The sequence below is a fragment of the Microbulbifer agarilyticus genome, assembly GCF_019800665.1.
Taxonomy (GTDB): domain Bacteria; phylum Pseudomonadota; class Gammaproteobacteria; order Pseudomonadales; family Cellvibrionaceae; genus Microbulbifer; species Microbulbifer agarilyticus_C.
Genome location: NZ_JAHVKO010000003.1, coordinates 352,204 through 365,204 on the forward strand (window position 1 = coordinate 352,204; position 13,001 = coordinate 365,204).

General features: G+C 59.1%; 12 protein-coding genes. 11 read left to right on the forward strand and 1 reads right to left on the reverse strand.

Annotation, left to right across the window (positions count from 1 at the left end; genetic code table 11):
• Positions 1-2: 2 nt before the first annotated feature.
• Positions 3-1,532, reverse strand: coding sequence for a TolC family outer membrane protein (locus tag KUV22_RS07190; protein WP_222229739.1), 1,530 nt, complete (start codon positions 1,530-1,532; stop codon positions 3-5).
• A 495-nt stretch (positions 1,533-2,027) separates the two neighbouring features.
• On the opposite strand from KUV22_RS07190, the gene KUV22_RS07195 reads away from it, so the two are divergent.
• The 11 genes from KUV22_RS07195 to parE all read left to right on the forward strand — a co-directional run bounded on the left by KUV22_RS07195 (position 2,028) and on the right by parE (position 12,994).
• Positions 2,028-2,756 (forward strand): paraquat-inducible protein A, encoded by a 729-nt coding sequence (locus KUV22_RS07195; protein WP_222229741.1) that lies wholly within the window; start codon positions 2,028-2,030, stop codon positions 2,754-2,756.
• A complete protein-coding gene (locus tag KUV22_RS07200) occupies positions 2,753-3,421 on the forward strand; it encodes a paraquat-inducible protein A (protein WP_315856886.1) in 669 nt (222 codons plus the stop codon). Before KUV22_RS07195 ends, KUV22_RS07200 begins: the two co-directional genes overlap by 4 nt.
• Positions 3,422-3,464: 43 nt before the next feature.
• The gene (locus tag KUV22_RS07205) at positions 3,465-5,828 is read left to right on the forward strand and encodes a PqiB family protein (RefSeq protein ID WP_222229742.1); all 2,364 of its coding nucleotides are present in this window, start codon (positions 3,465-3,467) and stop codon (positions 5,826-5,828) included.
• A gap of 82 nt (positions 5,829-5,910) precedes the next feature.
• The gene (locus KUV22_RS07210; protein ID WP_222229743.1) at positions 5,911-6,474 is read left to right on the forward strand and encodes a DUF4136 domain-containing protein; all 564 of its coding nucleotides are present in this window, start codon (positions 5,911-5,913) and stop codon (positions 6,472-6,474) included.
• 104 nt (positions 6,475-6,578) lie between these two features.
• Positions 6,579-7,145, forward strand: a complete 567-nt coding sequence (locus tag KUV22_RS07215) for a DUF4136 domain-containing protein (protein ID WP_222229744.1) — start codon at positions 6,579-6,581, stop codon at positions 7,143-7,145.
• A gap of 34 nt (positions 7,146-7,179) precedes the next feature.
• Positions 7,180-7,803, forward strand: coding sequence for an NUDIX domain-containing protein (locus KUV22_RS07220; protein ID WP_222229745.1), 624 nt, complete (start codon positions 7,180-7,182; stop codon positions 7,801-7,803).
• Between the two features lie 258 nt (positions 7,804-8,061).
• Positions 8,062-8,610 carry a DUF1249 domain-containing protein gene (locus KUV22_RS07225; protein WP_222229746.1) on the forward strand — a complete coding sequence of 183 codons (549 nt, stop codon included), beginning with the start codon at positions 8,062-8,064 and terminating at the stop codon, positions 8,608-8,610.
• Positions 8,611-8,674: 64 nt separating this feature from the next.
• Positions 8,675-9,475 (forward strand): metallophosphoesterase, encoded by an 801-nt coding sequence (locus tag KUV22_RS07230; protein WP_222229747.1) that lies wholly within the window; start codon positions 8,675-8,677, stop codon positions 9,473-9,475.
• A gap of 209 nt (positions 9,476-9,684) precedes the next feature.
• Entirely contained in the window at positions 9,685-10,344 is a 660-nt protein-coding gene (locus tag KUV22_RS07235; protein ID WP_222229748.1) for a hypothetical protein, read from the forward strand.
• An 8-nt stretch (positions 10,345-10,352) separates the two neighbouring features.
• Positions 10,353-11,030, forward strand: coding sequence for a YqiA/YcfP family alpha/beta fold hydrolase (locus KUV22_RS07240; protein ID WP_222229749.1), 678 nt, complete (start codon positions 10,353-10,355; stop codon positions 11,028-11,030).
• 77 nt (positions 11,031-11,107) lie between these two features.
• Positions 11,108-12,994 carry a DNA topoisomerase IV subunit B gene (gene parE / locus KUV22_RS07245; protein ID WP_222229751.1) on the forward strand — a complete coding sequence of 629 codons (1,887 nt, stop codon included), beginning with the start codon at positions 11,108-11,110 and terminating at the stop codon, positions 12,992-12,994.
• Positions 12,995-13,001 lie beyond the last annotated feature (7 nt).

Here is a 13,001-nt window from a genome sequence, read left to right on the forward strand (position 1 = left end):
ACTTACTTGCTAAAGCCCGGGGCGCCGCTATCGAGGATATGCGCGCGGGATACCGGAATGCTCGGGTTCAGGCTGGCGTCCAGCTCCTGCAGGTCGTCCGGACCCAGCAGGCCCGCAACCAGTTTCAGGTTCAGGGTGTTCAGGATGTAGTCGTACAGCGCATTGGCGTAATCGGTCTGGGAGAGTGCCAGGGTACGCTGCGCCAGCAGCACATCGACAATGTTACGGGTGCCAACCTCATAGCCCGCCTGAGTGGCATCCAGTGCACTTTTCGCGGAGATCACCGCTTGCTCACGGGCTTCAACACGGCTGGTGTCGGTGGTCACCGCGCGGTGCAGGGTGCGGGTATCCTGAATGGTGTTGCGCTCGGTCAGGTTGCGCAGGTCCTGGGCCTGAAATGCCTGGTTGCGCGCTTCGCGACGGCTCGCGCTCAAGCGGCCGCCAGAGTAGATCGGCATTTCCAGGGTGATCGCTGCAACCTTGGTCTCGATTTCTTCGTCGACGGGAAGCTCCGAGGTGAAGGGGTCGAAATCCGGGAAGCGGGTGGCGCCGGAGCTTTTGCCGTCGCGATGAAGCTTGTCGTACGCCAGTGAGCCGTACAGCGTCGGCAGGTGGTCGGCTGCTGCAGCGCGGGCATTGTAGCGTGAAGCATCCGCCTGCAGGCGCGCGGCCTTCAGGGTGAAGTTGTTGGTCAGTGCGAACTCCACCCAGGCGGCGCGATCAACGGGGTTGGGTGGCGCGACGGTAAAGGTGTCTTGCAGGGGGGCCACATCATCGTGGTCCTTGCCGGTGAGCACCGACAGCGCATCGAAGCGGCTCAGCAGGTCATCCTGTGCGGTGAGGCGGCGGGCCACAGAGCTGTCATAGGCAGAGCGGGAGTCGTAGACGTCGGTGATCGCCGTCAGTCCCACTTCAAAGCGCTGCTGGGTTTGCTCCAGCTGTTTGGCAAGGGCCTCTTCCTCGGCAATGGCCGCATCCAGTACGTCGTGGGCGCGCAGCACGTCGAAGTAGGCGCTGGCCACACGCAGCATCATGTCCTGCTGGTTGGCACTAAACTCTGCTGCCGCCTGTTCGCTCACTGTTTTGCCTTGCTTGTAACCAAACCAGGCAGGCAGGTCGAAGATGGCCTGGTCCAGACGCGCACCGTAGTTAAAGCTATCGATGTTGGTGTCGCCAGAGGCGGTACCGTCGATCAAGTCCGGTTGCGGACACAGGCGTGTACCGTCGGGGCAGGTTTGTGTCAGGGAGTCCGAATTGGTGCTGATCGTACGGTAGTCTGCACTGGCATTGATTTGTGGGAGCAGTGCCGAGCGGCCCAGGTTCTGCGCTTCCAGACCGGCGCGGTAGGCGGCGCGGTCGGCAGCCAGCTGCGGATCGTTGTCCAGGGACTGCAGGTAAATTTCCCACAGGGTATCGGCCTGCGCCTGCACGGCACTGAGGCCAGCCCCCAAACCTAATACGGTCGCGGCGAGCAGAGATTTCATCGGGCGGCTCAGTTTGCGAGCGATGGGCCCTTTTGCACTTCTTGTCATTACGTTTGCTTTCCTATGACAGCTGCGGTCTTCAAGTTTTCGGTGGCGTCTTGGGTGACGACATGGGCAGCCCGCTCCTGCGGTGCTGCGTTATACCCCGCTCCACCTTTTGCGCGAGCGTTGCTGTATACGCGCAAAAATCGGTTTTGGAGCCAGTCTGTTGTGTGCTCTGAAGGCAGCGCTGGCTTCGCCCGTATTACTCAATGTTTCCGTTAGGGACGGCGTTCGAGTCTGCGGTCGCGAGAGTGTACCGTCCGCCTGCGGGAGCGTCGAGGCGACGCCTTGGGCAAATTGGTATATCTTCGTTAAACGGACGCGAATGTGCGTCCAGTGACCAATTTCGAGCCTTTCAGCGGGCTTTACGTCGTTTCCGCTCCATCTGACGCGACAATGTCGCCAATTGGATGCAGGGAGTACATAAACCGCCCGTATACCGGTGAAAATGTATCTCCGGTTAGGGCGGGGCCGAGTGTGAGGAATCAGTAAAGGCGGGACATGGAGCAGTTTTCTCGGCACGAAGAGCAGCCTGAATTGCACGAGGTGGTCTGGAAGCGGGCCTGCCATCAGTGCGACCTGTTGCTGACGCGCTCCCACGCGCCAGTGGGCCAGCGGCTGCAGTGCCCCTGTTGTGGCGCAGTGCTGCATCGCAACATGTATCGCAGTGTGGCGCATACGGCTGCGCTGAGCCTGACGGGGTTGTTGCTGTTTATTCCCACCGCAACACTGCCTCTCATTGAATTTTCGTTATTTTCATTTGGCGCCGAAAACACCCTGATGAATGGGGTTATGGCCCTATTTGCGGCGGGTTATATCTGGCTTGCCTCTATCGTGCTGTTTTGCAGTGTGCTGGCACCGTTAGCCAAGTTTTTACTATTGGGATTTATTTGTTGGGGCAGCGCCTGGGGCAGCATGGCGAAGCCAGTGGCAAAAGCGCTGCGCTGGTACCACCATTTGCAGGAATGGGGGATGCTCGATGTGTATATGTTGGGCATCCTGGTGGCCTTGGTGAAGATGTCGGACCTGGGAAAGATGACGATTGAGCCAGGTCTCTACTGTTTTGCGGCGATGATGGTCATTTCCAGCGCGACGACGGTATCGTTCGATGCCGAAACTGTGTGGGCGCGACTTGCCCGCCACGCCCAGATTCCGCGCAAGCCGGTGGTGGAGCCGGAGGACGATGCAGACGACGATCCTGAGCAGGGCTCGGGGGAGGGGGTCGCGTGAACCGACCCGCCCGCGCACTGTCTCATGGTTTCTGGACGTGTCTGGGGTGTCGCCAGCTGGTGCGCGTGAAACCCGCTACCCACACCTGCTTTTGTCCCCGCTGTGGGGCGCGCATGCACGGCCGGGTAGAAGCGAGTCTGATGTTGACCTGGGCGCTGACCATCACCGGCGCGCTGTTGCTAATTCCGGCCAATGTGCTGCCGGTGATGACGGTGATTTACCTCGGCGCCGGCGACCCCAGCACGATAATCTCTGGCGTGTTCGAGTTATACCACGCAGGTTTTTGGGGTATTGCGCTGATTGTGTTTATCGCGAGTATCGCAGTGCCGGTGATGAAACTGGTAGGGCTGGTGATTTTATGCCTGGTGGTGCAGTTGCGCCTCAATGTGCCGCCGCGCCAGTCCATGCGTATTTACCGGGTGGTGAGCGCCATTGGCCGCTGGTCACTGCTGGATCTATTTATGATCTCGATTCTGGTGGCGCTTGTGGATATGGGCGCGATTGCGGAAGTGGCAGCAGGGCCAGGCAGTACGGCATTCGCCACGGTGGTGATCGTCACCATGTTTGCGGTGCGCGCGTTTGATCCGCGGCTGGTGTGGGATGTGTACGAATCGAAAAAGACCGAGTCCGCCGCGCAGTCGGCGCCTTCGGGTCAGCAGCTTTAAACCCTATAGCTGGATAGCTACTTAGCAAGTACAGGGAGTTTGGATGAGCGAATCGCCGATGGATTACGACGTACCGCCCGCAGGGGTGGCGCGCCGCAGTCGCGGTATTTCGCTCGTGTGGCTGTTGCCGCTGATTGCCGCGGCGATCGCCGTCTGGCTTCTGTACGAAGATTTCACCCAGGGCGATATCAAAGCGACCATTCTGTTTTCCAGTGGTGATGGCCTGGTCAAGGGCAAAACCGTGGTGAAGTACTCCGGGGTGGAGATCGGTGTGGTGGAGGATTTCCGTCTGGTGCCCAGTGCCAAGGAGCTGGATGGACAGGACGGTGTGATTGCCGAAGTCCGCTTTAACCACAGCGCGGCCTACCTGCTTACCCGTGGCAGTAAATTCTGGCTGGTGAAGCCAGAGGTCTCCCTTACCGGGGTGCGCGGCCTTGAGGCGCTGGTGTCGGGCAATTTTATTGCGATCGAGCCGGGCAGTGGTCCCGCGCAGAAACACTTCGTTGCGGTGACGGAGCCGCCCACCTACGTGCGCGGTGACGGTCTCCGTGTCACTCTGAAATCTCCACGTCTCGCCTCGTTAAATCGCGGTTCGCCGGTGTACTACCGCCAGCTGGAGGTGGGCAAGGTTGAGAATTACCAGCTGACCGACGATGCCAGCGAGGTGGAGATCAGCCTGTTTATCCGCCGTCCATATGCACACCTGGTGCGTCGCGGCAGCCGCTTCTGGAATACCTCGGGGATTTCGATTCAGGGTGGTATTGGCGGCGTGAACGTGGAGCTGGAATCCCTCGCTTCACTTATTGCCGGCGGCGTCAGCTTTTATACCCCGGATGCCCAGCGTCACTCGCCAGAGGCGGTGGATGGCAATGCCTTCAAACTCTATAAAAACTTTGCCGCGGCCGATGCAGGTATTCCCGTTACTCTGAATTTTGATCGCGGGGTGAGCCTGTCGGAGGGTGCCACCGAAGTAATTTACGAGGGTATCAAGGTCGGTGAAGTGAGCCGGGTAAAGGCCAAGCCCGATATCGAGGGGATGTCGGTGGAGGTACTGATGGACCCGATTACCGATGACCTGCTTAGCGAAAACACCCGCTTCTGGCTGGCACCGCCTACCCTGGATTTTACGTCCGGGGTCAACGACCTGTTGAAAGGCAATCGCATCGAAGTGGACCTGCGCAAGGGCAAGCGCTCGGTGCGTACCTTCAGCGCGGCGTCAAAACCGCCACAGCGCGACCCTCGTGTGCCCGGGTTGCATCTCACCCTGACCGCGCGCAGCACCGGTTCGCTGCAGCGAGGCGCAGCGGTGTATTACCGCCATGTGGAAGTGGGCAAGGTGCAGGGTATGTCGCTGATGCCCGACGGCTCCGGGGTCGAGGTATACATCGTGATCGACCCGCCCTATGCGCACCTGGTGAATAGCGATAGTCGTTTCTGGAATGTCAGCGGGGTGCGCGCCAGTGCCAGCCTGCAGGAAGGGATCGAGGTGGAAACCGACTCCCTGCTGTCCGTGGTGCGCGGCGGCATTGCCTTTGGCACCGGCCCCCACCACAGTAAAAATGCCGAGCGTGCCCGCAATGGTGATAACTTCCGCCTCTATCGCAGCCGCGATGACGCACAGGAGGAGGGGATTAATATCTACATCGATCTGCAAGGTGATGAGGGCCTGAAGGTCGGTGCGCCACTGCGCTACCGAGGGATTCAGGTAGGAGAAATAACCCGTATGCGCCTGACGCTGGAAATGGATGGCGTGCGTGCGCGGGCGCGTTTGTACCGCCGCGCAGAGCGCTTCGCGCGTACGGGCACCCGGGTGTGGGTAGTGGGGCCGAAGCTGGGACTCGACGGGGTGAGCAATTTGGAAACCCTGGTGACCGGCCCCTACCTCGAATTAGACCCGGGTAACGGCAACGACCCGCAGACCGAGTTTGTTGCGATGTCCGCCAAGCCAGAGCCCGACCTCGCGGATACTATGATGATGCCGGGCCTGGCTCTGATCCTGAACGCGCCGCGGCGAGGCTCGCTCAATCGTGGCAGCCCAGTGTATTACCGCCAGGTGAAGGTCGGGCAGGTAACTGGCTATCAGCTCGGGGAACTGGCGGACCGGGTTTACATCTATGTTTATATTGAGCCTCATTTCCGTACGCTGGTGCGCGAGCACTCAAGGTTCTGGAATGCCAGCGGCGTAGACGTGAATTTTGGCCTGAAGACCGGGCTCGATGTGCACACGGAATCCACGCAGTCCCTGCTGGCGGGTGGAATAGCCTTTGCTACCCCCAATAACCCGGAAATGGGGCGTGAGGTAGAATCCGGCAGTCACTATCCGTTATACGGTAAGCCGGAAGATGAGTGGCTGCTGTGGAGCCCGAAAATCGAGCTCTACCCAGCTCTGGAAGACAGCTTCAAATAGCCGGGTTTGCGATCGAAACGCTGAAAACGGATCCAAGCCCGGGTCTGGCAACGTATTTAAGAACGTATCCAAGGAAGAATCGATGCGCAAAACCATTTCCACCCTTCTGATCGGGCTGTTCCTGCTGGTTGGACTCGCAGGGTGTGGCACGCCCACCAAGATCGAGCGTATCCAGCCGCAAGCGGCACCGGTGAGTTTTCAAACCTACGCCTGGGGTACCGAGGCATTGAGTGCCGACTCTGGCGCACCGGCACAGCTGGTTGAGCTGGATACCGAGCTGCGCCAGGCGGTGAGCGCGTTGATGTTGTCGAAAGGCTACATGCAGGTAGCGAGGCCCGAAGATGCGCAAATGGTGGTGGACTACCAGGTAGCGGTAGTGGAAGAAGAGTTTGCCAGCGACGATAAGAATGAAAGCTGGGATGCCCAGTTCGACAGCAACGCCCAGCGCGGTGTGGTCGAGTTGCCGGATCGCAGCGGCGCGCCGCGCGTGACCTTGTCTGTGGGTATTGGCCCACAAAACGGCATGCCGATCTGGGGCGGCAGTGCTACCAAGCTGATGGCGCGTCCGGAAGACAAGAATGAGCGCCAGCGGATTTTGAACAATGCGGTGGGCGAGCTGCTCAGGGACCTGCCGCCAGCGGCCTGATTGGGGATAAACTCCAGCCGTTTGCGGTAGCATTTGCTCATACCCAATTCCAATAACGTTTCGGCAAGGACGCCGGTACTCTCACTGAACGATCGGGAGAAAACATGGCTTTTTTGCGAAAATCTCTTACCACAGTCACTTTGGGGCTGATTGCGGCCCTAATTCTCGGTGGCTGTGCTGCGCCAAACCCAGTGGCGGTGGATTACGACCCCAATTTCAAGTTTGCCAACCTGCGCAGCTACCACCTGTTGGATACCCTCGCCAATGGCCCTGTGTCTCCGTTTGAAAGCAAGCGCGCCAGTCAGGCGGTGGACGAAGTTCTAAAAGGGCGTTACCAGCCCGCCGATAGCCGTGAGAGCGCGGATTTCCTGGTGCGGGTGCAGTTATTTAGCGCCGATAAGGTCGCGGTACACGAAGATCCCTTTTCCCTCTATGGCGGCTATGGCTACTTTGGTTTCGGCTGGCGTCCGCCGCTGAGAGTGCGTGAATACCGCGAGACCACCCTGATTGTGGATGTGTTGTCTCCAGAAAATGCGCCGCTGTGGCGCGGATCCATGCCCTCGAGCGCCGCTCGACACCAGGCGCCGGAACAGCAACTGTTCCGCCTGCGTGAAGAAGCTAACCAGATTCTGGCGCGTTTTCCTCCCTACACAGATGTAGGTTACGACTGATCCAGGTCGTAAGATTTTCCAAGGAATGAAGTGAATGAGTGATAACAAGGACCTGCGCCCGCAATTTACCCGGGGCGCGGTGGATATTGTTGAGCGTAAAAGTGTTTACGACGGCTTTTTCAAACTGGACAAACTGCGTCTGCGCCACCGCCTCTTTCGTGGTGGCTGGGGTGCAGAGATGGAGCGGGAACTGTTTGTGCGTGGCGACGCGGTTGGCGTGCTGCTGTATGACCCCGAGCACCAGTTGGTGGCGCTGACTGAGCAGTTCCGCATCGGCGCGCTGGAGCGCGAAACCGGCCCCTGGTGCTTGGAAGTGGTTGCCGGCATGGTGGAAGAGGGTGAGTCACTGGAAGATGTGGCCCGCCGCGAGTTGCAGGAAGAGGCTGGTGTCACTGCACAGGAACTGCACTTTATCCGCAGTTACCTGCCCAGTCCCGGCGGCACCTGTGAGCGCATGCACCTGTTTTGCGCCTGCGTAGACCTGCGCGACCGTGAGGGGCTGTTCGGGTTGGCCGACGAGCATGAGGATATTCGTCTGCGGGTATTCCCGCTGGCGACAGTGATGACGGCCGTGGATAGCGGTGACAGTGCCATCGACAATGCGGCCAGCATCATTAGTCTGCAGTGGCTGCAACTGAACCGGGAACGGTTGCGTTGAGCTATGGGAACCGTTCCGGACTTTAAGTCACGTTTGAGTCTGCTCAGGTCGATAGCGAATCTCAAATAGCCAGGTGTGGCGTATGGTGCCAAGCTAGTGAATGGTCACTTTTTCGTTTCGAATGTGATGGAAACTACACGTACAGGCCGTGTCTTGGGTGGTTTTTGCCCAGGCTGTGGGTGCGGTAGCCGCAATTTACATTTGTCGCAGACAAATTGAGAGCTGAGTCACGGCGAGAACACAACAGGAGTGTCGATAATGGCAGTACCGGCAGACACAGGCCGACGGCAAACTGTGGCGCCCACAGGCAAGGCCCGGGGGGCTCAAGTAGGCGGTGGTCGAGAGCGCTATCGCGTGGACCTGACCACTTATCACGCAGATTGCGATGCGAACTATCTGCGCCTGTGCAAGTTAATGCCGGAGCTCGCGACCAATCAACACTGGCGCTACCAGATGCCCCAGGGGACCCTGGAAATGGCGGTGCTGGAGCGCAGTCGCTACACCACCGAGGTCAGCTTGCGTGCCTCGATGGCGGCTTCGAGCGATCGAGGTGATGGTTGGCTGACTCCGCCCCCGATTACCGTGCGTCTATATCACGATGCGCGTATGGCGGAAGTGGTTGCGGTGAATGGACAAGGGCCCGTTGGGGGTGACGGATTGAACTTCCGCTACCCGAACCCGGCCATGCATAACGAAGATGAACGCCAACAGGTCAACCGTTATTTAAGTGAATGGTTGGCCCACTGCCTGGCAAATGCCCGTGCGGAGTTTACGCTTCCGGCTGGTATTAACGGCAAGTCCGAGTAAGCCGGGCTGCCGTATAGCAAAAAGGAATAGCAGGCAGACACGGACGTATCGGCAAGGTGAGATAGTGAGTAACCATCCAGAAACAGTACATCGACTGATCCAGATTACCGACCCCCATATTGGCGGCCGGCCTGATTATCAGTTGCTCGGTCTGGATACCGGCCACACCCTGGACGAAGTTCTCTCGGTCCTCGAGGGCGGCGCTGTGCCACCCGAAGTAATGGTGGTGACCGGCGACGTGTCTGCCAACAGCTCCGAGGCCGCTTACCGCCGCTTTTTGCACAAGATGCAGCGGGTGACCTCGCCCTGGTACTGGATTCCTGGTAATCACGACAACCCGCAACGTATGGATCAACTGGCGCCCCAGCGCCGCCCGGAAGTTGTTGAGCTTGGTAACTGGCGGTTACTGTTGCTGGATACCAGTGTGCCCGGACAAATCTGCGGCGGCTTCAGCACCGAGGAACTCGCCCGTATCGAACAGCTGATCGCCAGCCACAGCGACTCCCACCTGCTGCTGATGATGCACCATCAGCCGGTGCCGGTGGGCAGCCATTGGATTGACGGCCATATGCTGCGGGAAGGCTGCGAAGCCTTTATCGAGCTGGTGCGCCGCGCGCCAAACGTGCGTGCGATCACCTGGGGGCACGTACATCAGCAGTACGACAACCGCCTCGGCAGCACCGGCCTGCATGCAACCCCTTCCACTTCGGTGCAGTTCACCCCGGGCAGTGGCCCGTTTGCGGTGGATGACCAGATGCCCGGTTACCGCTGGTTCGACCTGCACCAGGATGGCAGTTATGAAACCGGCGTGGAGCGGGTGGCCATCGCAGAATACAGCGTTGATCTGGCCTCCTCAGGATACTGATCCGGCTTCTCTCTCGCGCACAGAGTAATCTCCCCTTTGCGCTTCTTAACTTGTCGTTGATGACTACACGGCCGGCTGTCTATTATAAAATGGCACCTGAATTCGCGGTTTGGTGGTACCGGATTCGAGCGGAGAAGCTATTGGTCTGCTATAAGGCGACGACTGGCGGTCCCGCAGCCCTAACGCATTCATCAGGAAGTGAGGTCACCATGCAGAAACGTTATTCATACATTCTCTCCCTGTTGGTCGCCGCGGTATTGGTAGCCGGTTGTGTGCAAACCCCGGTTGCGTCGCAGGCGGATGAGCAGGACGGTCTTCTCCCCCGCAAAACCGGTCTCGATAGTGTCAGTGCGGCGTTTGCCTTCGATCTCAGTGGCGCCAAGGTTTACCTCGAACCGGTTGCGGTGGAGTACACCAAGCGTCACCCCAGCACGACCTCGCCTCTGCGCGCCAAGGACTACGAGCTGCGCGATAAAGACATGCTCAGGCTGCAGGAGTTGCTGGGTGAAACCCTGAGCGAGCGCTTCCTGCAGCCCCGCCAGAGCCAGCTGGTTGCCGACCGCGCAGAAGCGGATTATGTGATGCAGCTGGACCTGAGCCGCTTTGCCCTCGGTGCGCCCATCGACCCCCTGGTATCGCCCTGGCGTACCTACACCACCCAGAGTGCCCACGGTGTACTGTCTGGCGAGTTGACCGACAGTAACGGCAACCCCGTAATGCGTTTCAGCGACCGCCGCGACATCGGCGAAAACTTTGGCAGCCTCGGCCCCAGTGGCCGCCTCGAGCGCTTCAATAACGTGACCTTCTGGCACGATATGCGAGTGGACCTGCGCCGCGCCTTTGCCAGCCTGGATGAATCCCTGCGCTAAGAGATCTGATGACTGCCGCCGGTACATCTGCCGGCGGCATCGTTATAATCCCCTGCATGTCGCAATCTGATACCCAAACCAGCCAAGATCGCCCCTTGCTTGTTTACCTGCACGGGTTCCTGTCTTCACCGCAGTCGTTCAAATGTCAGCAACTGAAACAGTGGCTGCAGGCTACCCGCCCGGATATTGTGTTCTACGCGCCGTTGATTTCGCCCTATCCGGCCCAGGCCGCCACAGCGTTGGGCAAGGCACTGGCAGATTTCACCGCACAGCACCAGGGGCCTATTGGACTGGTGGGTAGCTCTATGGGTGGTTTCTGGAGCACCTGGCTGGCGGAACAGCACAAGCTGCCGGCGGTGGTGGTGAACCCTGCGGTGACGCCTTCGCGCTTTATGCCGAACTATATCGGCCAGGACCTGAAGCCTTATAGTGGTGAGGATTTTACCTACCGCTTGCAGTGCGAAGATGTGGATAATATGCAGCGTCTGGAGGCGGAAATCCCCGGCACATTGGGTGGCCGCTACTGGCTGCTAGCCCAGCGCGGTGATGAGACCCTGGATTGCCGCGAAGCCGAGCAGTTTTATCTGGGCCAGCGCCAGACCGTCGAGGACGGTGGCGATCACAGCTTTCAGGGATTTGATCGCTATATGGCACCGCTGTTAGATTTCCTGTTTGCAGATAGCTGACGACACCCATTTAGAACCTGTAACAAGACCCATAACAACACCCAAGCAGTAGGCGCCGGCCACGGCGAACAAAATCTATGGCCAATTACTCCGCAGAAGATATCGAGGTATTGACGGGACTCGACCCGGTGAAAAAGCGCCCGGGGATGTATACCGAAACCACCCGTCCCAACCACCTCGCCCAGGAAGTGATCGACAACAGTGTCGATGAAGCCCTCGCCGGGCACGCGAAAAAGATTGAAGTGGTGTTGCACAAGGACCACTCTATCTCGGTGAGTGATGATGGCCGCGGTATGCCGGTGGATATCCACCCGGAACAGGGGCGCCCCGGTGTCGAGGTGATCCTGTCGACGCTGCACGCCGGTGGTAAGTTCTCCAACAACAACTACCAGTTCTCCGGCGGCCTGCACGGGGTGGGTGTGTCCGTGGTGAATGCCCTGTCCAAAGTGCTCGAGGTTACTATCCAGCGCGACGGCAAGATTCACCGAATTGGTTTCCAGGACGGTGAAAAAGCGTCTGATCTGGAAGTGGTGGGCGAGTGTGGTAAGCGCACCACCGGCACCAGCGTACGTTTCCTGCCAGATCCGAAGTATTTCGACTCCTTCAAATTCTCGGTACCGCGCCTGCGTCACCTGTTGCGTGCCAAAGCGGTACTGTGTCCCGGTCTAAGCGTCACCTTTATCAACGAGCAGGACGGTGAGTCCGACCAGTGGTTTTATGAAGATGGCCTCAAGGATTACCTTGCTGCCGCAAACCAGGGTTGGGAAGTACTGCCGGCGGAACCGTTCGTGGGCAACTTCGCGGCGGAAACCGAAGCGGCCGATTGGGCGGTGCAGTGGCTGCCGGAAGGTGGCGAAGTTACCGCCGAATCCTATGTAAACCTGATTCCCACCGCGCAGGGTGGTACCCACGTAAATGGCCTGCGTGCAGGCCTGCTCGATGCCATGCGCGAGTACTGCGAAATCCGCAACTTGTTACCCCGCGGGGTAAAGCTGGGGCCGGAAGATATCTGGAACCAGTGCTCTTACGTACTTTCCGCCAAGCTGGCCGACCCGCAGTTTTCCGGGCAGACCAAGGAGCGGTTGAGCTCCCGTGAAGCCACCGCATTTATCTCCGGTGTGGCCAAAGATGCGTTCGGCCTGTGGCTGAACCAGCACACCGAAGAAGGCGACAAACTCGCCGAGCTGTGTATCAGTAATGCACAAAAGCGTTTGCGCTCGGCGAAAAAGGTTGCGCGCAAGAAAGTCACCCAGGGCCCAGCACTGCCAGGCAAGCTCGCCGACTGCTCCAGTGGCGACGCCAGTCGCTCCGAACTTTTCCTGGTGGAGGGGGATTCCGCGGGTGGTTCCGCCAAGCAGGCGCGGGATCGCGAGTTCCAGGCGATCATGCCGCTGCGCGGTAAGATCCTGAATACCTGGGAAGTGGACTCCAGTGAAATCCTCGCCAGCCAGGAAGTGCACGATATTGCCGTGGCGCTGGGCGTGGACCCGGGTAGCGACAACCTGGAAGGCCTGCGCTACAACAAAATCTGCATCCTCGCGGATGCGGACTCCGATGGTCTGCACATTGCCACCCTGTTGTGCGCACTGTTCCTGCGTCACTTCCGCCCGCTGATTACTGCCGGCCATGTGTACGTTGCTATGCCGCCTCTGTTCCGTATCGATATTGGCAAGGACGTCTACTACGCCCTCGACGATGCCGAGCGCCAAGGCATTCTCGACCGCATTGCGGCAGAGAAAAAGAAAGGCAAGATTCAGGTGACGCGATTCAAAGGGCTGGGTGAAATGAACCCGCTGCAGCTGCGCGAAACCACCATGGACCCGAACACCCGTCGTCTGGTGCAGCTGTATATTGAGTCTGGTGACGACAGCAACCAGTTGCTGGATATGCTGCTGGCGAAAAAGCGTGCGAGCGATCGCAAGCAGTGGCTGGAAAGCAAAGGTAACCTCGCCGAGGTCGGTTAAATTACCG